Genomic DNA, 20,919 nt, shown 5'->3' with positions numbered 1-20,919 from the left:
GTCAGGTTAAAAAATGAACTATTTTGCCACTCTTGTATTTCTGCTACTGTCGGCAAATGGAACTTTCCTTCCATTTTTTAATATTGATTGGTTTTTGGTTGAGGTTCTTTTTATCTGGATAGGGTTGACCTACAACAGGTTTGACAAGCGCGACCTGCGTTTCGGTGGCTATTTTATGTTGGTTTATATCAGCTACTGCTCGTTTAGGTCGTACTTCTTTTTAAATCTGCCCATCCGCTTTTATATAAGCGATATTATTTACCTGTTTAAATATATTTTACCCAGCATGATTTATTGTGCCTTACTAAAGGAAAAAGCAATAGATTATTTGTCGCGGGTGATTATTGATCTGACTAAAATTTCTATTCCGCTATACTGTATCCAACTTGTTGCCGGCGACGCGCTGTATAACATCGGTAATGCGGTTGCAATACCGCCACATCCTCCCGGTTACACCATCACCAATTTTATTGTATTCACCTATATCAAGGAGCACCATTATCAAAATTCCGGCTTTTCCTGGGAGCCGGGCGCCTTCGGCCTGTTTTTGATCATCGGGTTGATGATGCAGCTGTTTAAAAACGGGTTTAAAATTGACAGCGGTGTAAAATGGCTGGCCTTAGGCGTGCTCACTACCTTGTCTACCACATCATTTGTGGCTTTAGGGCTTGTTTATTTGATGTATTGCCGTGCCAATGGGGTCAAATTTAGCACGCTGGCCATTGTAGCGGTACCGGTATTAGCTGTTGCGGTGGTTAAGCTGCCATTTTTACTTGATAAGGTTATTGATATTTACAAGCACGACATGAGGGACCTGCAGAACATAGAGTTTTTGAGTGCCTGGTATATAAGGCGTGGAGAAGAGATGCCTTTTAACCGTTTTTCGAGCTTAATATTTATTTACCGGCAATTTAAATGGCAGTTGATACTGGGTGTTTCCAACATATTTGTTGAAACCGTTCCTTACCTGCAAAATGCAAATACGTCAAGCGGTATATTCGAATATTTTGCCAAGTTCGGCGCGGTATCATTTGTGTATATGCTAACGCGTGCTGGTCAATTCTTCGGCAAATTTACCCAGCAAAAAGAACTGCTCATTTATTGCATTTTACTGATACTTGTTCTCGGTTTTTCTGAATCGATATTTATTTTGCCGCTAATGACGAATTTTTATTTTTTATATTTTTATGCCCGGCCGCTTCACGAAGATCTTGACGGTGATTAGGACGAAGCAGCAGATGATGAAATTGCCAGGCCAGACACCATACAAAAAACACCTATAGCATACCGATAAAGTACTATGCCTACAAAAACTGTAAAAATTGCCGCCATGGCATGCTGTTATAATCGTGTCAAAAAAACTGAGACATTTTTGCAAACCCTTACCTCGCAGCGCTTACCCGAAGGGTATGAGCTGGATATTTTCATTCTTGACGACCAATCTCCTGACGGTACCGGCAAGTTTGTTAAACAAAATTATCCGCAGGTAGACCTGGTTGAAGGTTCGGGCTCATTATTTTGGGCCGGAGGCATGCGCATGCTATGGACACACGTATTAACTAAGGGGCATTATGATTTTTATTTGCTGTTGAATGATGATGTCAAGCTATTTGACAATGCTTTAACCGACCTGATAGACGCCTATAACCAGGCGCCCAACAAGGACAATATCATCATAGGCAGCGTTTTAAATCCGGATCATACTAAAATTACTTATGGTGGCCGTAGGTTAACTAGCAATTATAAAGGTAACTCTATACTACTTACACCTGATGGTACCGGACTACAGGAGTGCGATCTGGGCAACGCAAATATTATGTTGGTAGATCAGGCTACGGTTAGTAAAATTGGTATTCTGTCTGATCGTTATATACACAGCTTCGCCGATTTTGATTACACTTTAAATGCCAAGCGCCATGGTAGCAAGGTGTGGGTAGCGCCAAAATATCTGGGCTCATGCGATTATGATCATGGTAAACCCTGGTCATCGGCAAAATCACTAAAAAAACGCATAGAATACATGCGTAGCCCAAAAGGTATTGAATCAAGAAGCTATCTCAGATATATCCGCAAGTTTTTTCCGTTTCAATATCCCGAAGCTTTTTTAAAGCTGTGGCTTAAAACCTTGGTTCCTTCGGTTTACGATAAATATAAAAAAGACTAACAAACCTAACCAATCAATTATATGAAAGTCGTTATCCTGCACAACGATCTGCGTGTTTACTGGAAAGGACGGATCAAATACCTTCGCCAATTTATGGCCGGGCACAATATCAGCCTATATGCCATCGAGCTTTTTGGTAAAGGTTCGCCTTACGCTTTTGACCCGCTTGATCAGGACAATTGTTTGTTTCCGGACAATAGCTACGATGAACTTTCAAAAAATGAAATCAGGGATAAGCTGTTTGCCAGGCTTGATGAAATAAACCCCGATGTAATTATCGCAGGTTCTATCGTATTCTTTTCGGGCGCTTTGGGCGTGGCCTGGTGCCGTAAGCATAACAAGCACTTTATAATGTTTGATGATGGCAAACCTTCAGATATTAAGCGTAATGCATTTGTACAGTTTATTAAGGATACTATCACCGCTCAGTCGGATGCGCTATGGCTTCCATCACCCGATTATGACATTGAATACAAAGGCGTATTTAAGCATCCATGGTATTTTCATGGATACAACACTATTGATAACCAGTTGTTTAAAGTTAAAGGTGATAAGACCGTTGATCACAACGTCATCATTTGTGTAGCCCGGCTGGTTGAAATTAAAAACTTTGACAATCTGTTAAAAGCATGGAAACAGGTTGAGGATAAAAATGATGTTTATCGCCTGCAAATAATCGGATCAGGCCCTGAAGAAGAAAAATTGAAAAAGCTTGCTGCCGATTTAGATTTAAGGCGGGTAGAATGGGCCGGCATTATACCTAACACAGCTATACCACAGTACCTGTTCAACGCAGATGCTTTTGTACTGGCCAGTTTTGCCGAAAGCTGGGGACTGGTAGTGAATGAAGCCATGGCCGCCGGGTTGCCGGTGTTATTGAGCAAAAAAATTAACGCTCATACTGCTTTACTTGAAGATAGGGGCAACGGCTATGTTTTTGATCCGGAGAATGTGAACCAGATTGCTGAAAAGATGCTCAGATTCATTAACTTAAAGCCTTCTGAAAAATTGGCCATGTCGCAAAGATCGCTCCAGATAATTGGCACGATGGATTATGCTAATATGGGGAAAGAATTACTCACGGTATTGACTAAAATGTCCACGCAAAAGCCTCAAAAACCTACTTTATTAGGAAAAATATTTATGAAGATTTGGAAAGGCGGCTATAATACAACAGGATGGAACAAATAAAATGTTGAATGGGAAATTAATTTCCCGTTTAAGGAAAAAAAATCACAATTTTTAAATTAATCTGTAACTTTAGGCTCGAAATAGGAGTATAAGTGCCTATACCTGATTAATTTAAATGAAACGACTTATACTTATGCTATTTCCGGTGCTGCTGATTTTCTTATCGTGCAAGAAAATGGATAATGCCGTTCCAGCCAATTATCAGAACAACGCACAAACAACTGTTGTCGCCCGTCAAACTTCTGCCGTGGTAACTACTCCTCAAACTCCTGTTATAAATGTTGATACCGTACCTCCGGCCGACGCTGTAAGCATAAAAAAATATAACGCCGCAGGTAATGGTGTTACTGATGACTCTAACGCGCTGCAAAGTGCCATTAACTCAGAAAATACCATCGTATTACCAAAAGGCACCTATATTATTACTAAAACCATTGCCATGCGCGCAGGCGTAAAAATTTATGGTATAGATGGCGCAGTTATTAAAGCCGGCTTATCAATGAAAGGTACGCTGCTTACACAAGGCTTTTTTTTTCAACTGCAAAACAACGACAATTGCTCCTTTATCAATATTGAGTTTCAATCGGCGCGTACCTTTAAACCAAGCGAATGGGGCAATGCCTGCATCTATGTTCAAAACAGCAAAAATACCAATATCAGCTATAACTTTTTTAATTTCTCATTACCCTATGCCACTAACGGGGTCGACGCGGTATGGGTTACCGGCGATCAGTCTGCCAATACCATCATTAAAGGAAATATCTTAAAATCAGTTGGTATTGAGTATGCAGAAGCCGGCGCGAGCGGAACCATTGTTGACGGTAATACCATTGACCATGCACCAAGCGACGGTTTGAGTGCCCACGGAAACACGGACACGTATTGCACCGGCAATGTGCTAACCAACAACGTGATTACCAACCCGGGTATGATGGGCATTGAAGATTGGGGAAATATTGATGGCACTATCATTAAAGGCAACAAGGTCACAAGCTGTGGTAAAGATCCAAATCAGCATGCCGATGGTATGGGTATCTCTGCAGTGGGTATTAATAGCTACGTAACTAATAATGTTATTACCGATGCAATAGCATATTACATTGAATGCGGCAGAAACAACACCATAAATGCTAATACCATTAATGATAGTAAGGGCCAGGCAGTGGGTATAATAGCCAACTATGTAAGTCCGGATGCTTCAGCGGCGAGGCGTTTATCAAATACACATACCATTGCCAATAATGTAATTACAGGTTGTGAAACGTCTATTTATGTATATGGTAATTATATAACTACCGATATTACCATTGCTTCAAATACCGTTACCAACCCGGTTAATGTAGGCATCAGTATTGATAACGCTTCGGCAGCATATAATATAATAGTTACCGATAACAATATCTTCTTAAATACCGCAAATAAAGTCTCTGAAAGAGCTGCCTGCCAAACTTATACAGATCTGTCGCAAAGAACCTCAAATCAGATAGTCACCTTTAATAACAATACGGTAACCTATGCCACCACCGCAAATGGAGGCACCGGCCATGAAAAGGGTTTTTGTATAGCAAGCGACAATGCCGTTTTAACCGGAAATAAAGTATACGGTAATAATATTAAAGCCGGCAACCAGCCAGTTTCGGGAATTTCGGGTAACACAGATCCTGCAAAAAATATAACCCTAGTTGGTAATATTGTAACAGGCGCTGTTAATAATCTGGGTGATTTTGCTTACAAAACCATAGCCAATAATAATTTTTAATTGATTAATAGCTATTTTCGGGTCGCCCTGCAAAGCAATTAGGGGCTAAGTTGTTGTTTTGGTGAAAATGCAGATACCTCCGTCAGTTATTGTCAATGCAGATGATATTGGTTTAAGACCATCGGTCAACAAAGCCATTTTGTATTCCTATCAGCAGGGGTGTATCAACAGTACATCCTTTTTAACCAATATGGATTGTTTTGATGAAACGATTGATTTTATTCACAGCAATCCGGCAATCATCAACATTGGCTTACACGGTAATTTTGCCGAGGGTAAGCCGGTCAGCAATTTTAAATATCCTGAATTTTTGGATGCTGACGGTAACTGGAATTTATCGAAAACCGGCAAAATTACACAGCTGTTAAGCAAAGACATTAAAGCTGCTTTTGCTGCCGAACTTAACGCACAGATGGAAAAAGCGCTTGGGGCTAAAATTAACATTACCCATGTTGATTCTCATCTTCATTTGCACACTTTACCCTCATTTTATAGCATGTATATTGATTTGGCTAAGCGGCATAAACTGAAGCTGCGTTTGGCCCAAACCTACCGCGAGGGGAGTTATCCTAAATTTTTGTACCGCAAGTTTTTAAACAGCAAAATCAAAGCAAATCATATTGCGCATTCAGATTATTTTGAAACTGTCGACAAATTTTTGAGTTTTGGTGACCAGCATCCCGCAGGTAAAACTGAAATCATGGTTCATCCTGATTTTGATGCTGACGGTAAAATATTTGACCATGTTGACGGCACCTCAATGGAGTATTGGGTTGCCTATCTCAGGGGCTAATTTCCACACCCCTGCGGGAAACAATTCCACACATTGAGTAATTTTGTTGTACCCAAAAACTGCTGCAATTGCATATTCATAGCTTACAAACCGCGTTCTGGCTATAATTACGTTGAATTTGCTTTTTAGTTGATTTGAGGTAGGATATTTGCCTATCCTTTTCAAACACCTTATGCAATGGCACAATTAGCACTTGAAGACATTTTAAAATATTCTACGGTTGATGTTTTGGATTATTCAATTTTTAACAGCAGCCTAAACAAAATTAATTTTAACTCAAAGTGTCTTATTACAACGGTTAATCAATATTCATACATGATTGCCGAAAAGGACGAAGCTTTTAAAAAAGCCCTTACTACTTCTGATATTTTATTACCTGATGGTGTTGGCATCGTTGCAGCGGCGAAGATGTTGAATGGTGAAACAGTGAAGAAAATTGCCGGTGCCGACATCCATCAATATTTACTTGAAAAGCTTAACCGCGAAGGCGGAAGCTGTTTTTATTTAGGTGCTTCTGAATCAACGCTGGAAGCAATAAAAAAACGCCTGGCAAAAGAGTATCCTAAAATTACTGTGGGCAGCTACTCGCCACCCTTTAAAGCAGAGTTTAGCGCTGATGAAGACGCCGCGATGATTGAGGCGGTGAATAGTTTTAAACCACAGGTATTATTTGTGGGTATGACAGCTCCCAAGCAAGAAAAATGGGCTGCCAAATATAAAGATCAACTGGATGCTACTGTTATTTGCGCAATAGGTGCGGTATTTGATTTTTATGCAGAAACGGTAACCCGCCCGTCAGAGTTTTGGGTTAACCTGGGCCTGGAGTGGGCAGTACGCCTTGCGAAAGAGCCTAAACGTATGGCCAAAAGATATTTATACTACGGGCCGCTGTTTGTATATGAGCTGATGAAAGCAAAACTGACCGGTGTTTTTTCCAGGTCGAAACCAAATATTATTAGCCGACACGCTTTAGCTTAAAAATAATTGCCGATCAACAAATAACGCCTTCTTTACAACCTGAAGGCGTTTTTTTGTTTATTTATTATAGCAAATATTATTTTTGAAGCCTGTCTGAATAAGGGTAAGATTTATTACCTTAGAGGCCATAGATTCGATCACCTTTCAACCGGAACCCCTACATATGTCAGGTTATAATCTTCAGGATGTCTTAAATTATTCTACGGTCGATGTACTCGATTATTCTATCTTCAACAGCAGCTTAAATAAACTTTCGTTCGACAAAAAAAGCCTGATCACTACAGTTAATCAGTATTCGTACATGATTGCTGAGAAAGATGAGGAGTTTAAAAAAGCCCTCACCAATTCTGACATTCTTTTACCCGACGGGGTAGGTATTGTTGCTGCTGCAAAAATGCTCAATGGCGACACAGTTAAAAAGATAGCCGGCGCCGATATTCATCAGCATTTATTACAAAAGTTAAACCAGGAGGGGGGCAGATGCTTTTATCTGGGCGCCTCTGAACCAACTTTAGCGGCTATCAAAAAACGTTTGGCTAAAGAATATCCCAAGATTAAAGTGGGGAGCTACTCACCACCATATAAAGCAGAATTTAGCGATGAAGAAAACGCCGCTATGATAGCCGCTGTAAACGCATTTAAGCCTAAAGTTTTATTTGTAGGGATGACTGCGCCAAAACAGGAAAAATGGTCATACCGTTTTAAAGATCAACTGGATACGACCATAATTTGCGCCATTGGCGCGGTTTTCGATTTTTATGCCGAGACTATTACCCGCCCGTCAGAATTTTGGATCAACCTGGGTTTGGAATGGGCCGTGCGTCTGGCCAAAGAACCTAAACGGATGGCTAAACGTTACCTGTGGTATGGCCCCGCCTTTGTTTTTGAATTGATTAAAGCTAAAATAGCCGATTTGCTCCCGGGATAGTTACATTAAATATTTTCATACTAAAAAGCCATCCTGTTTATTTCAGGATGGCTTTTTTGCTTAGCCCCGATGGCTATTGGGGCAACCCACCGCGGCGCATCGGTTTAACCGGCTCGGGCCATTTTATGCCTTGCACCTTTATATTTTTAGTTTTTTCGGGATCTTCGCTCGCCATATAAACTAAGATAGCGGTTAGGATAGCGTTATTTCTCAGATCGTCAAAAACCAGTTTGTCATAAGTGTCGCGGTTAGTGTGCCATGTATAGGTACCATAGGCCCAGTTTAACGATGATAATTCAAATCCCGGTGCGCCAACAGCATCAAACGACGCAAAGTCAGAACCGCCGCCACCCGGCCTGCCCGGAAAATTGGTTTTTATCCTGTTTTTAATCGTATCAGGTACCGCCGTTAACCAACGGCCAAAATAATCTTTAGCATCTTCATAACCTGAACCTGAAAGATTTACCACTCGGCCGGTTCCGTTATCCTGGTTAAACAAAGCCTGCAGGTTCTTAACAATCTCCGGATGATCTTCCACAAAGGCGCGCGAGCCATTCAAACCTTCTTCCTCGCTGGCCCAATGGCCAACCAAAATAGTACGTTTGGGATGCGGGTAAAATTTCTTCAGCAAGCGCATAGCCTCCATCATAGTAATGGTGCCGGTGCCATTGTCTGTTGCGCCGGTGCCGCCATCCCACGAGTCAAAGTGCGCCGAAAGCATTACGTATTCATTGGGTTTCTCAGTTCCCTTAATTTCCGCAAGCACATTAAAAGTAGGTACTTCGCCTAACTCTTTTGATTCGGTATGCACACTAATAGTAGGAGGAGTACCGCCTTCAGTTAAGCGGTAAATCATCCCATAGTCTTCAAGTGCAATATCAATTGTAGGAACTTTTTTAGTGTACGCGCTGAATATCTTATCAACCCCAAAACCTGCCGACCAGTAATTGCTGAATATGGCGACCGCTCCGGCATTCTCTAAGGCAACGGGCAAGGTGCGGCTGGTGTAGCCGGTTTTCTTGATGCGACTGGCCCATGCGGCTGTTTGTGCCTTACGGTCTTCACTCATTTTATCGAACGACTCTTTCAGTGCAAATTCCTTCCAGTTATCGTCGGGGCGGCCGGTTGGCTGGCACATTGATATCAGTACGATTTTCCCTTTTACGTTAGGCAGCCATTTTTGAAAGGCAACAGAGTCTGTAACATCCGGCAGAATAATAGTTTTTGCGGTTACAGTTTCTTTACCCATGCCGGGGCTCCATGCCAGCTGCGTACCTTCTAATGATTTTATACGGGGCGATATCATATCGATATGACTGATACCGCGTTCCCAGCCGCGCCATACGCCCCAATTCTCTTTCCTGGCCGATATGCCCCATTTTTTATAGGTGGCTACGGCCCAGTCGCCGGCTTGCGCCATTTGTGGTGTACCTACCAGTCGCGGGCCTACGCCATCAAAAAGCTGGTGCGAAAGGATTTCCAGTTGAGAGTTAGTGGTTTCTTCCTGCATTACGGCATCTACAAATGATTTTGTGGAGGCCGACTGTGCAAATGCGGCGCTGCTAAACAGCAGTGAGGCCATTGAAAGGCCAATTTTTAAACGGTTGTTCATGCGATGTTAAGATCAGTTTTGATTTACCCAAATTAAAAATTTGAACCGACGTACACTAATTTTTTCGCTTAGGTATCTGATCTGTTACTAACGCTGAAAAATATCAGGGTATTTGCGGATAAAATATACCGGTGTGCAACTCCAGGCATGGCAGTAACTATTTACCGGGAAAAAACCATACGGCGATTTAAATTCATCTGCCGGGTCATATACCTCCCAAAAGGTATCGGCTCCTTTTTTAACCATAGCGCCCCAGTAATCAATCACCGCTTGTTTGGCCTCTATGTTTAATCCGGCGGCTATTAAGGCAGCTATATAGTAGTGCTCCATATAGGGCGCTCCGGGGCGTACGGCATCGTTAAGGGTTGGCAGCGCTGTCAACGCACGTTGTGCCTCGCTTTTCGTGGCTACGCCCGCTAAAATCATCCAGGCCTGACCAGCGTATGATACCTGTTTGTTTTTTCCGCTTACAAACAAGCCGGATTGTTTATCATACATATTTTTGCGGGCGGCATCTTTAAGTTTTCTGGCGAAAGCCGGTAAATCGGCTACTTCATGTTGCTTACCAAGCATTTTTGCCAGCTCATAAGTTTGGTTTAAAGTGAAGATAGTAATTCCCTGCAACGGTGCTTGTTTATCCAGCCCGTCTTTCCAATCAAAAAATACCCACCATTCCCGATTGGCTTTTTCATAGTCCATCATACCATCGGGCAACGCATATTTGCGCGCTATATCCAGTTGCTTTTTGGCTACGGGCCATAAATCCAGGCCGGTTTGTTTGTCGCCGGTAGCGGCTACATATTCTTTTAGCGCCAGGTTATATAAATAGCAATAATCAAGCAGGTGGGTTTTGTGCGATTGCGGCACAGGTGCCTCAAAAACATCGGCGCTTAATATGCCATCTTCGTTTGCCAGACCTGCCAGCAGGTACAGGCAATGTTTGGTTAGGCTATCGTTATGAAATGACCATGAGTTAGCTAACGATTCGAGGTAGGTATCGCCAATCCACAAGCGGCGGTCGCGCTTTGGGCCGTCCTCATAAACCGTCTGCATACATTCTTTTAAGGTGTTTAGGCCAACACGGTCGATATCTTTAATAATAACCGGCGTACTTCCAGCAAGGGCAGGGGGAGTTTGTTTTGCTGACGTTGTGGCTTTAACGCTGATGCCGGTTATACCAAACTCAAAACCCGGGGACGAGCCCAGCCAATCAATCTTGAGGTACCTGAAAGCTACCCTGCGCGGTATAGTGATAGTAGCGGGTAGTACGGTCACCGTTACCGTTTCGTCTTGTAACCAGGCGCGGCTCAAGCTTCCGGGGTATGGGTCAAATGGTGTTGCTATTTCGGCTGGAACTTCGCCAAAGGTAAGTTTTAGGCGCAATGGTGCATCCATAACATTGCGGCGGGTTTTTAGGGTGATGGTACAATACCCGGTCAGGTGTTCGCCGAAATCAACCACCGTACCGCTGGTGTTTTTGTTAAACGTAACATTGTAAAGCTTTGCAATACTACCGGCCGGCACGGCTTTAAATCCCTGAAAAGCCGAGGCATCCTTCTCAATCTTTACAATCCCAACCGGGTTTTTAACGGTCTCTTTTAAAGACGGCTTATAGCTTTCGGCTTTTTTTAGCCAGTCGCTTCGCCAGGCAGCGTAAACATCCTGGGCATGCACGTCATCTTTCAGCAAAAGCAGACACAGTGTCAAAGCCGCAAACCGGCAGAAATATCTAAGCATTAACATGATAACTATAATTGGTGGTACAATATACAAATGGCTTCCCAAACCTCAACTTACAATTTGTGCCATGCTTACCGCTAATTATATTTTTTCGCTTTGAAATTACCCCTAACTTGTTACTTACAAGCCCTTTTGATTTGCCAAAATTTATATACTTTTAGGCAATCACATGGAAGAGAAAAACAACAAAAAAACCATCTGGGCGTGGTGTATGTTCGACTGGGCTAACCAGTCGTACAACATGGTTATCACGTCCACCATTTTCCCAGCCTATTATGTAGGCATTACCGCTAACACCAAATATGGTAAAAACATGGTTAGCTTTTTTGGTCACAAATTTTTAAACACGGTATTACAAAACTACATTCTGGCCGCATCATACCTGCTCATTGTACTTTTACTACCTATACTGACATCCATCGCCGATTATCGCGGAGCTAAAAAGCGCTATCTGCAAATGTTTACCTGGGTGGGCGCTTTGGCTTGCGCCGGTTTATATTTTATGGTTGAGGGCGGGCCCATTGAGTTTGGCATGATCTGCTTCGGACTGGCCACCATAGGCTACTGCGGGGGCTTTGTTTTCTACAACTCATACCTGCCTCAAATAGCCACTTTAGACAAGCAAAACGACGTAAGCGCCAAAGGCTTTATATACGGCTTTGCCGGCAGCATAGTGGTGCAATTGGTTTGCCTGGTAGGCGTTTTGTTTCACAGTACGTTTGGTATTACTGAGGATATGGGCGCGCGTATTTCATTTATTATTGTGTTTTTATGGTGGATAGGTTTTGCGATCATTCCTTTCAGAATATTGCCTAAAGGTGAGCCCAATGCAGGTTCGCACAATTTCAACGTAATTACCGGCGGATTTAAAGAGCTGGCGAAGGTGTTCGGCAAAATCAAAAACATGCCGTTGGTAAAACGTTTTTTACCCGCATTTTTCTTTTACTCGGTAGGTGTACAAACTATCATGCTGGTAGCGGCCGAGTTTGCGGCGAAAGAACTGCACATGAAAGACGACGATCTGATCACCATTATTCTGATCATTCAGGTTGTAGCTATTGTAGGTGCTTGGCTAACTTCGCTGGCATCAAACAAATTCGGCAACACCAAAGCGCTTATCGTATTGGTAGCATTCTGGACCGTAACCTGTTTAAGTGTTTATTACATAGCCAACCAAAACCAGTTTTATGTAGCGGCGTTTGCCGTGGGTATTGTTATGGGTGGCGTACAGTCGCTTTCACGGTCAACCTATGCTAAATTATTACCGCCCAACATTCCGGATACAGCATCTTATTTCAGTTTTTATGATGCTACGGAAAAACTTTCAATTGTGGTGGGCCTGGCGGTATTTGCACTGGTTGAAGACCGTACCCATGAAATGCGCGACTCGGCTTTAGCGCTGGATGTTTTCTTTGTGATAGGTTTGGTACTGATGTTTGGGTTGTTATTTGCTGAAAAGAAAGTTAAGAACGATACACTGGCGCCGCAGGCAGAGTTGGTGTAATCAATAAAGGGCAACAAATTCAATTAACAATTTGTCATCCTGAGCGGAGCGAAGGATCTTATCCAACTGGCAGTTCGAACTATTTTACTTGATAAGATTCTTCGCTCCGCTCAGAATGACAATTATAAAAGTGCATTCAATCCTTGGAAAAAAATAATAAAAAAACCATACGCGCCTGGGCGTTTTTTGACTGGGCAAACTCGGCTTATAACCTGGTTATTACCTCCACCATATTCCCGGCTTATTATGTAGCTATTACCGCCAACAAAGCAACCGGCGACAGGGTAAACTTTTTTGGTAAAAGCTTTGTAAATACCGCTTTGTCTGACTATGCCTTGGCTACTGCGTACCTGGTGGTGGCTGTTTTACTGCCCATACTAACCTCCATAGCCGACTACCAGGGCAACAAAAAAATCTTTATGAAATGCTTTACCTGGCTAGGGGCATTATCATGCGCTTGTTTATTCTTTTTTAAATTGAACAACCTTGAATTCGGCATCATCTGTTTTGCGCTGGCTGCAATAGGGTATACAGGCGGGTTTGTGTTCTATAACTCTTATCTGCCTGAAATTGCTACCGTTGATATGCAGGACAAGGTAAGCGCCAAAGGCTTTACCTATGGTTATATAGGCAGCGTTATATTGCAGATTATTTGCTTTGTGTTTGTGCTGTTCCCTAAGCCGTTCGGATTAAATGCAGGCAGCGCGGCGCAATTATCCTTCCTTTTGGTTGGTATCTGGTGGATAAGCTTCGCTTATATTCCGTTTACCGTTTTGCCCAAAGGTAGCCCAAACGCACAAAGCCATCATCAAAATATTATTAAAGGCGGTTTTATTGAGTTAGGTAATGTTTGGCGAAAGGTGAAGCAAATGCCTTTGCTTAAACGCTTTTTGCCGGCATTTTTCTTTTACTCAATGGGGGTGCAAACCATCATGCTGGTAGCGGCCAGTTTTGGCGCTAAGGTTTTAAATCTGCCAACGGCTAATTTAATTACTGTTGTGCTGATCATCCAGCTGGTGGCTATTGGGGGCGCTAATTTAATGTCGCGAATGTCTGAAAAGTACGGTAACGTGCCGGTGCTTACGGTAGTGGTGCTGGTTTGGATAGGTGCTTGTGTGGGCGCTTATTTTACAGCAAACGCTACGCAATTTTATATTCTGGCGGCCATAGTGGGTTTGATTATGGGCGGGATACAATCGTTATCCAGATCAACCTACTCAAAATATTTACCGCAGGATATACCGGATACAGCCTCGTTTTTTAGCTTTTATGATGTTACTGAAAAACTGGCCATTGTAGGTGGTATGTTTAGCTTCGGATTTATTGAGGAGCTTACCGGCAGCATGCGTAATTCGGCCCTTATGTTGTGTGTTTTCTTTATTATCGGGCTAATTTTGCTGATTACTTTGCACAAAGAAGAGCGGAAAATTCAAAAAAAAGTGTGAGATTAGCAGCCCATGAAGACCGAATTATTTATCCCTTGCTTTATAGATCAGCTATTTCCTGAAACTGCTTTTAATACGGTTAAGTTATTAGAAAAGGCAGGCTGCACGGTCGACTATAACCCTGAGCAAACCTGCTGCGGGCAGCCGGCATTTAATGCTGGTTTTTGGGATGATGCCAAAACGGTAGGTCGTAAGTTTTTAAACAGCTTTTCTGAAGAAAGCGTGATTGTGGCCCCGTCTGCCTCCTGTACCGGCATGGTTAAAAACTATTACAACGATCTGTTTACCAATACTGTCGATCACAATAAATGCCGCGCGGTACAAGGCAGCATTTATGAACTGTCTGATTTTTTGGTAAATATTCTGCAGGTTGATTATTTCGGCGCCGAATTGGAAGGCCGCGCAGTATATCATGACAGTTGTGCCGCGTTGCGCGAGTGTCATATTAAACAAGAGCCCCGGCAATTATTGTCAAAAGTACACGGACTGGAACTGGTTGATTTGCCGCAAGGCGAAACCTGCTGCGGTTTTGGCGGCACCTTTGCCGTTAAGTTTGATGCCATATCAAGCGCTATGGCGCAACAAAAGGTTGATAATGCACTTTCAGTAGGGGCAGAATATATAATTTCGACAGATGCCTCTTGCCTGATGCACCTGCAGGGCTATATTGAAAAAAACAACGTCCAGATTAAATGTATGCACCTGGCCGATGTGTTGGCACACGGTTGGGGTAACGTATAACATTCTCAGTTAATTTTCGTTATCTTTCCAATCAGATTGTTTCGCCTCATTGAAACTTAGATATCACCAAATTAACCCCAATTATGAGAAAATTATTTACACTGGTTTTAGCACTTATTGGCAGCGCCGCCTTCGCTCAAAAAAAGGATACCACAGGTTTAAAATTGCCCTTTACTAGTGGCAAAGTCGTTTATGAAAAAACTTTTAATGTGCCTGCGCAATCACAATCGCAGTTGTACAGCAATGCGCAGTTGTGGTTTGTTGAAAGGTATAAAAGCGACGAGGTTATTCAGTTGCGTGACCACGCAAGCGGAAGGGTAGTGGGTAACGGCACTGAGGTTTTAACATTTAAAGGTCCGCTTAAAATGGATGTTTCGTGTAAAGTGAAGATGAACATTGAAATTGAAAATAAGGACGGCCGCTACAATGTCCGGATTTCAGACATTGTTTACGGCTACCAGGCCGAACCTACTGAGGAGCGCACTTATTTTTCGGCCGAAGATTTGATAAACTACCTTACACAGCGCAAGTTTAAAAATGCACAAGGTATTAACCCTGTACCATTCAATAAAAAACAATCAAAGAAAGCGCTGGCAAGCCTCACCCCGCTAATTAATGACATGATGGCCTCTATCGGCCAAACCATGAGCCGTAAATAGGGGTGTTTCACTTAAGGTGTTTCACCCAATTTTCGTCAGAAAGCTAAAAATAGCATAAAAGGCTTATATGTAGTGTGTTATACTATTTTACATAAAGTTATACTACTGTTTCAAAGTGTTTCACTGCAATTTTGCAAATATCTAATTATCAAATAATTAGTAAAAAAAGGTGTTTCAAAGTGTTTCATATTTTTGTGAAACACTTGAGCGCTAAAAGCAATGGATTAGGTTGTAATTCACCAACAATGTGGACTACTTTAAAAGTGTTGAAAAATAGGGGGGATTGAGGTTGATTTTGATGCCAATTAATTGGCAAAAATCATCAGATAAATCAACCAAATTCTTACCTTCGCAGGTCGACTTATATTATAGATCGATTAAAAATCAAACTATCTACAAATAATTAAAAATGGCTGAAGGAACAGAGAACGATCCAAACAAAGAAGACAAGATAATTTCGATTAATATTGATGAGGAGATGCGGTCAGCTTACATCGATTACTCGATGTCAGTTATTGTATCGCGTGCCTTGCCTGATGTACGCGACGGGTTAAAACCGGTCCACAGGCGTGTGCTTTTCGGCATGCTTGATCTGGGTTTGAATAATAATAAGCCCTATAAAAAATCAGCCCGTATTGTGGGTGAGGTAATGGGTAAATACCACCCTCATGGCGACTCTTCTGTATACGACACCATGGTGCGTATGGCGCAGGAGTGGAGCTTACGCTACCCATTGGTTGAAGGCCAGGGTAACTATGGCTCGATAGATGGTGATAACCCTGCGGCCATGCGTTATACCGAGGCAAGGCTGGAAAAGATTGCCGAGGAGATGCTGGCCGACATCAACAAAGATACCATAGACTACCAACTTAACTTTGACGATTCGCTGCAAGAGCCAACGGTTTTACCTTCAAAATTCCCTAACTTATTGGTTAATGGTGCTTCAGGTATTGCAGTAGGTATGGCTACCAACATGGCGCCGCACAATCTTACCGAGGTTATCGACGCTACGGTTGCTTATATCGATGATCGTAACATTGAAGTTGCCGACCTGATGAAACATGTTAAGGGTCCTGACTTCCCTACAGGGGGCATCATTTACGGTGTTGACGGACCTCGCGAAGCCTTAGAAACCGGCCGCGGACGTATTGTACTGCGTGCCCGTGCCGAAATTGAAACTTACGGTAGCGACCGTGAGCGTATTATCGTTACCGAGATACCTTACCAGGTAAACAAAGGTTTGATGATTGAGCGTACCGCCGACCTGGTAAACGATAAAAAGCTTGAAGGCATTTCTGCCATCCGCGATGAGTCGAACCGCGAAGGTATCCGCATAGTTTATGAAATAAAACGCGAAGCTAATGCTTCTATCGTTCTGAACAATCTGTTCAAATACACGGCGTTACAAACTTCATTTAGTGTAAATAACATTGCGCTGGTACATGGCCGCCCAATGTTGCTGAACCTGAAGGATCTGATCCACCACTTTGTGGAGCACCGTCATGAAGTAGTTGTCCGTCGTACCAAATTTGAGCTGGCCGAGGCTGAGAAGCGTGCCCATATCCTGGAAGGTTTATTAATTGCTTTAGATAACCTGGATGCGGTAATCAAGTTGATCCGTGAATCAGGCACACCTGATGAGGCTCGTGAAGGCTTGATGGCTAATTTTAGCTTGAGTGATATACAGGCTCGCGCCATCCTGGATATGACCCTTAGAAGGTTGACAGGCCTGGAGCGTGATAAGATCAAAGAAGAATACGCAGCCCTGATGAAAACTATAGAGTGGTTGAAATCTATACTGGCAGATGAGGGTTTGCGAATGCAAATCATCAAAGACGAGCTTGCTGAGATCAGGGATAAATATGGAGATGAGCGCAAAACCGAGATAGTATACTCGTCTGCCGAAATGCAGACCGAGGACTTTATCGAGGATGAGAACGTGGTTATCACCATCTCTCGCGAAGGATATATTAAACGTACCTCACTGACAGAATATCGCAGACAGGGCAGAGGGGGCAAAGGCTCAATTGGCAGCAACAGCCGCGACGAGGACTTTATTGAGCACTTGCTGATTGCCTCAAACCACAACTACATGTTGTTCTTTACCGAGTCGGGGCAGTGTTTCTGGTTACGTGTGTTTGAGATACCTGAAGGCTCACGTACTTCAAAAGGTCGTGCCATACAAAATATCATCAATATCCCGAAAGAGGAAAAAATTAAGGCCTACATCAAAGTTGTTAACCTGAAAGACCGCGAGTATCTGGAGAATAACTTTATTATTATGTGTACCAAAAAGGGTGTCATCAAAAAAACTTCTTTAGAAGCTTATTCCCGCCCGCGTGCTAATGGTATTAACGCAATAAACGTTAATGATGGCGACTCTTTATTGGAAGCAACCTTGACAACCGGAAGCAGCGAAATTGTAATGGCGCTTAAATCAGGCCGTGCAATCCGCTTTAATGAATCGACCGTGAGACCGATGGGCCGTACCGCAACAGGTGTGCGTGGTATCAGTCTGGACAGCGATAATGACGAGGTTGTAGGTATGATCAGCATTGATAACCCGGAGACCACCGTACTGGTAGTTTCAGAAAAAGGTTATGGTAAACGTACTGATATCGACGACTATCGCGTTACTAACAGAGGTGGTAAAGGTGTTAAAACTTTAAACATAACTGAAAAAACCGGAAACCTTGTAGCCATAAAAGGTGTTACTGATAACGAAGACCTGATGATTATCAATAAATCGGGCGTTATTATACGTATAGCTATAAGCGAATTAAGAGTAATGGGCCGTGCCACACAAGGCGTAAGGCTGATTACCTTAAAAGGTAACGATGAGATTGCATCGGTTGCTAAAGTAGAGCATGATGAAGAGGAGGAGATCACAGATGCAATTGAAGGAGGAGATGGAAATCCAGCCCCTGATGCGGAAGGTGGTGACGCAACCGAGCCAACATCAGGCGACAAAACTGAATAAAACACACTATGAAATACAGCCGTAAAATAATTTTATCGGTTTTATTAGTACTGTTTACTACGCCCTTTGCATTCTGCCAGTCAGAAATGCTAAAGGGCATAGTAAATAACTTAGCGTACTATAAACAGCGTAAAGAACTAAAATTCTTAACCAACGCAAAAAAATCAATCGATAGCTTAATTAAAGTGTTTCCTGATACCAGCAATCTCCAGCATCAGGTTTTCCGTGCGGTGATCAATTCGGCTATTTTGTATGTCGATTCTACCAACCAGACAGGCCAGCCTGCAGATTTCTTTAAACAAACCGTTTACCAGGTAGATGTGCTGAATACTCGTAGAAGGATTTTCAGGTATCAGCCTGAAATGGATTTTGCACGGGAATGTCTGGCTAACGTTTATATACGTAAAGGCTTTGCTTATATGCGTGTTTCTGATTACACAAACGCAGGCGACATGTTTTTAAAAGCACACCGCTATGTACCTGCCTTTAAGCCATTGAACGCTTACATTGCCTACACTAATAACAAACTTGGTAACGTAACCGCCGCCGAAAAATATTACAACAGCGTTGTAAAATCAGATAGTACCCGGGCCGATTATATAGAAGCTGCATCCACGGTGTTTAAAGCAGTGGGGGATACTGCTAAGGCGCTCGAAATGATCAAGAGAGGGCGGAAGCTGAATCCGGATGACAAATCATTGCTACTGGACGAAGCTCAGATATATAACAACAGTAAGGATTATCAGTCCCTGGCTCCATTATTACCAGCCTTACTTGATTATAATATTAATAACCCCGATATTGTGTTTGTAGTTGCCAATTGCTACGATCATTTAAAACAATATGATAAGGCAGAGAATCTGTATTTAAGAGTAATTGATCTTAACAGTGCCGCTTACGATCCGATATTTAACCTTGGATTACTATACCTGAAAAAAAGTGTTCTGACCAGGGGCGATGAGTCCGATAAGAATTTGGGTTATGCTCAACAATGGATTGAAAAGGCTAATGAGATATCGCCAAATGATGTAAATTGCCTACAGGTTTTAAAAATGGTATATGCTAAAACCGGAAATGCCGACCAGACCGAAAAAATAGACAATAAACTAAAACAATTAACTAATCAATAAAAAATCATGAGATTTAAATTTTTGTTAGCTGGGGTTTTAAGCGTTGTAATCTCAACAGCTTCTTTTGCTCAGCAATATCGTGTAAAACATGCCGCCGACGCATATGACAGTTATCTGAAATTGAACAGAAATACGGCTACTTTCGCCGAGGCTGATAAAAGTTTAATTGAAGCACGCGAGTCACTGGATATCGCAGCTGCTAATAGTAAAACTGCCGATTTACCTCAAACGCTTGCTTTAAAAGCTGCTATTTATGCAACTTTGGCCGTACGTGATACTAATAAGAAAAACAACGTACCTTTTTTTAACAAGGCAGATTCAGCTTACAAAAAAGGAAAAGAACTAGACACCCAGGGCGCCAATAAGGCCATTTTTGACGATGCCGCCGTAAACCTGGGCCAGTTTAAGTTAAATGAAGGGGTAAAAGATTTTCAGGCACATAATTATGGCGTAGCTTATAAAAACTTTAATTATTATAAAGAGCTTTTCCCAACCGATACTACTGCGTTATTTTATACAGGCCTGGCTGCCCAGCAAAATAATGACATACCAAATGCAATGGCCAACTATGAAAAATTATTGCCTATGCAATATTCAAAGAATGCCTATGTATATATAAGTATGTCTAACTTTTACCTGAACAAAGGGGATACGGTCAATTCACTGAAGATGGCAACAGAAGGCGTCGCCAAGTTTCCGAGCGACGTTGATCTTAGAAAACGGGAAATTGAAATCAGTCTGGCCACAGGCAAATCGGGCGAAATATTAAGTAAAGTTCAGGCCGCTATAGCTGCAGACCCTAAGAACAAGCAGTTGTATTACTATGCGGGCCTAACATATTCTTCATCAGGCTCGGCTGTACATGACGAGTTAGATAAAGCAAAAAAGGCAAAAAAAGATGCAGCAACCCTGGCAGCTCTAGCCGCAAAAAAAGACGACTTTTACGCAAAAGCTGCTGATATGTATAAAAAGGCAATTGAGATAGACCCTAATTATTTCGAGGCAACATTGAATTTAGGTTCAGTATTACTTTCTCCGGCTATTGATATGCATAACGCCGCCGGCGAATTACCAGCTAGTAAGCAAAAGGAATATGTTGCCATGCAAGCTAAAGCCAAAGCTCAGTTTGAAGTAGCAAAACCATACGTATTAAAAGCTGTTGAGCTTAACCCAAAGTCATCTGCGGCGCTTACCAATTTAAGAAATTATTATGTTGGCGTAGAGGATATGGCCAAGGTTACAGAAACTACACAAAAAATTAAAGCCCTAGGCGGTCAATAATTTTAAAGCCCATC

At 42.3% G+C, this 20,919-nt stretch carries 16 protein-coding genes; 14 read left to right on the top strand and 2 right to left on the bottom strand.

From position 1 onward, the window contains the following. Window positions 1–13 precede the first annotated feature (13 nt). From ACFS5N_RS03870 to ACFS5N_RS03840, 7 genes are all read left to right on the top strand, one after another. The gene (locus tag ACFS5N_RS03870; protein WP_377182431.1) at window positions 14–1,225 is read left to right on the top strand and encodes a hypothetical protein; all 1,212 of its coding nucleotides are present in this window, start codon (window positions 14–16) and stop codon (window positions 1,223–1,225) included. Window positions 1,226–1,300: 75 nt separating this feature from the next. Beyond that, window positions 1,301–2,164 (top strand): glycosyltransferase family 2 protein, encoded by an 864-nt coding sequence (locus ACFS5N_RS03865; RefSeq protein WP_377182429.1) that lies wholly within the window; start codon window positions 1,301–1,303, stop codon window positions 2,162–2,164. 21 nt (window positions 2,165–2,185) lie between these two features. Further along, window positions 2,186–3,355: a glycosyltransferase family 4 protein gene (locus ACFS5N_RS03860; RefSeq protein ID WP_377182427.1), complete on the top strand. Its 1,170-nt coding sequence runs from the start codon at window positions 2,186–2,188 to the stop codon at window positions 3,353–3,355. Between the two features lie 115 nt (window positions 3,356–3,470). After that, window positions 3,471–5,114, top strand: coding sequence for a right-handed parallel beta-helix repeat-containing protein (locus ACFS5N_RS03855; RefSeq protein WP_377182425.1), 1,644 nt, complete (start codon window positions 3,471–3,473; stop codon window positions 5,112–5,114). Between the two features lie 67 nt (window positions 5,115–5,181). Next, window positions 5,182–5,907, top strand: coding sequence for a carbohydrate deacetylase (locus ACFS5N_RS03850; protein WP_377182423.1), 726 nt, complete (start codon window positions 5,182–5,184; stop codon window positions 5,905–5,907). 177 nt (window positions 5,908–6,084) lie between these two features. After that, window positions 6,085–6,885: a WecB/TagA/CpsF family glycosyltransferase gene (locus ACFS5N_RS03845; protein WP_377182421.1), complete on the top strand. Its 801-nt coding sequence runs from the start codon at window positions 6,085–6,087 to the stop codon at window positions 6,883–6,885. A 163-nt stretch (window positions 6,886–7,048) separates the two neighbouring features. Continuing rightward, the gene (locus ACFS5N_RS03840; protein WP_377182419.1) at window positions 7,049–7,813 is read left to right on the top strand and encodes a WecB/TagA/CpsF family glycosyltransferase; all 765 of its coding nucleotides are present in this window, start codon (window positions 7,049–7,051) and stop codon (window positions 7,811–7,813) included. Between the two features lie 73 nt (window positions 7,814–7,886). On the opposite strand, the gene ACFS5N_RS03835 is transcribed toward ACFS5N_RS03840, so the two are convergent. Both ACFS5N_RS03835 and ACFS5N_RS03830 read right to left on the bottom strand, forming a co-directional pair. After that, entirely contained in the window at window positions 7,887–9,425 is a 1,539-nt protein-coding gene (locus ACFS5N_RS03835) for a M20/M25/M40 family metallo-hydrolase (RefSeq protein WP_377182417.1), read from the bottom strand. Window positions 9,426–9,512: 87 nt separating this feature from the next. Next, on the bottom strand, window positions 9,513–11,168 hold the full coding sequence (locus tag ACFS5N_RS03830; protein WP_377182415.1) for an alpha-L-rhamnosidase-related protein: 1,656 nt from the start codon (window positions 11,166–11,168) through the stop codon (window positions 9,513–9,515). Window positions 11,169–11,334: 166 nt separating this feature from the next. Between ACFS5N_RS03830 and ACFS5N_RS03825 the strand changes: the two genes are divergently transcribed. From ACFS5N_RS03825 to ACFS5N_RS03795, 7 genes are all read left to right on the top strand, one after another. Next, on the top strand, window positions 11,335–12,669 hold the full coding sequence (locus ACFS5N_RS03825; protein WP_377182413.1) for an MFS transporter: 1,335 nt from the start codon (window positions 11,335–11,337) through the stop codon (window positions 12,667–12,669). Window positions 12,670–12,812: 143 nt separating this feature from the next. After that, window positions 12,813–14,114 (top strand): MFS transporter, encoded by a 1,302-nt coding sequence (locus ACFS5N_RS03820; protein ID WP_377182411.1) that lies wholly within the window; start codon window positions 12,813–12,815, stop codon window positions 14,112–14,114. Window positions 14,115–14,126: 12 nt separating this feature from the next. Continuing rightward, window positions 14,127–14,855, top strand: a complete 729-nt coding sequence (locus tag ACFS5N_RS03815; RefSeq protein WP_377182409.1) for a (Fe-S)-binding protein — start codon at window positions 14,127–14,129, stop codon at window positions 14,853–14,855. Window positions 14,856–14,938: 83 nt separating this feature from the next. Next, on the top strand, window positions 14,939–15,514 hold the full coding sequence (locus ACFS5N_RS03810) for a DUF4468 domain-containing protein (protein ID WP_377182407.1): 576 nt from the start codon (window positions 14,939–14,941) through the stop codon (window positions 15,512–15,514). A 409-nt stretch (window positions 15,515–15,923) separates the two neighbouring features. Continuing rightward, complete coding sequence (gene gyrA, locus ACFS5N_RS03805) at window positions 15,924–18,494, top strand: DNA gyrase subunit A (RefSeq protein ID WP_377182405.1); 2,571 nt, start codon at window positions 15,924–15,926, stop codon at window positions 18,492–18,494. A gap of 8 nt (window positions 18,495–18,502) precedes the next feature. Then, the gene (locus tag ACFS5N_RS03800) at window positions 18,503–19,624 is read left to right on the top strand and encodes a tetratricopeptide repeat protein (protein ID WP_377182403.1); all 1,122 of its coding nucleotides are present in this window, start codon (window positions 18,503–18,505) and stop codon (window positions 19,622–19,624) included. A gap of 6 nt (window positions 19,625–19,630) precedes the next feature. Continuing rightward, complete coding sequence (locus ACFS5N_RS03795) at window positions 19,631–20,905, top strand: tetratricopeptide repeat protein (RefSeq protein WP_377182401.1); 1,275 nt, start codon at window positions 19,631–19,633, stop codon at window positions 20,903–20,905. Window positions 20,906–20,919 lie beyond the last annotated feature (14 nt).

The organism is Mucilaginibacter ximonensis, assembly GCF_042686265.1.
GTDB classification, from domain to species: Bacteria; Bacteroidota; Bacteroidia; order Sphingobacteriales; family Sphingobacteriaceae; genus Mucilaginibacter; species Mucilaginibacter ximonensis.
This window is presented reverse-complemented; position numbering and strand designations above follow the sequence as displayed.

Excerpts from the sequence above, each read along its gene's own strand:
- ACFS5N_RS03830 (WP_377182415.1), bottom strand. The coding sequence starts at position 11,168 with ATGTTAATGCTTAGATATTTCTGCCGGTTTGCGGCTTTGACACTGTGT.
- ACFS5N_RS03865 (WP_377182429.1), top strand. The coding sequence starts at position 1,301 with ATGCCTACAAAAACTGTAAAAATTGCCGCCATGGCATGCTGTTATAAT.
- ACFS5N_RS03840 (WP_377182419.1), top strand. The coding sequence starts at position 7,049 with ATGTCAGGTTATAATCTTCAGGATGTCTTAAATTATTCTACGGTCGAT.
- ACFS5N_RS03825 (WP_377182413.1), top strand. The coding sequence starts at position 11,335 with ATGGAAGAGAAAAACAACAAAAAAACCATCTGGGCGTGGTGTATGTTC.
- gyrA (WP_377182405.1), top strand. The coding sequence starts at position 15,924 with ATGGCTGAAGGAACAGAGAACGATCCAAACAAAGAAGACAAGATAATT.
- ACFS5N_RS03855 (WP_377182425.1), top strand. The coding sequence starts at position 3,471 with ATGAAACGACTTATACTTATGCTATTTCCGGTGCTGCTGATTTTCTTA.
- ACFS5N_RS03870 (WP_377182431.1), top strand. The coding sequence starts at position 14 with ATGAACTATTTTGCCACTCTTGTATTTCTGCTACTGTCGGCAAATGGA.
- ACFS5N_RS03835 (WP_377182417.1), bottom strand. The coding sequence starts at position 9,425 with ATGAACAACCGTTTAAAAATTGGCCTTTCAATGGCCTCACTGCTGTTT.
- ACFS5N_RS03810 (WP_377182407.1), top strand. The coding sequence starts at position 14,939 with ATGAGAAAATTATTTACACTGGTTTTAGCACTTATTGGCAGCGCCGCC.
- ACFS5N_RS03800 (WP_377182403.1), top strand. The coding sequence starts at position 18,503 with ATGAAATACAGCCGTAAAATAATTTTATCGGTTTTATTAGTACTGTTT.
- ACFS5N_RS03795 (WP_377182401.1), top strand. The coding sequence starts at position 19,631 with ATGAGATTTAAATTTTTGTTAGCTGGGGTTTTAAGCGTTGTAATCTCA.
- ACFS5N_RS03860 (WP_377182427.1), top strand. The coding sequence starts at position 2,186 with ATGAAAGTCGTTATCCTGCACAACGATCTGCGTGTTTACTGGAAAGGA.
- ACFS5N_RS03850 (WP_377182423.1), top strand. The coding sequence starts at position 5,182 with ATGCAGATACCTCCGTCAGTTATTGTCAATGCAGATGATATTGGTTTA.
- ACFS5N_RS03845 (WP_377182421.1), top strand. The coding sequence starts at position 6,085 with ATGGCACAATTAGCACTTGAAGACATTTTAAAATATTCTACGGTTGAT.
- ACFS5N_RS03815 (WP_377182409.1), top strand. The coding sequence starts at position 14,127 with ATGAAGACCGAATTATTTATCCCTTGCTTTATAGATCAGCTATTTCCT.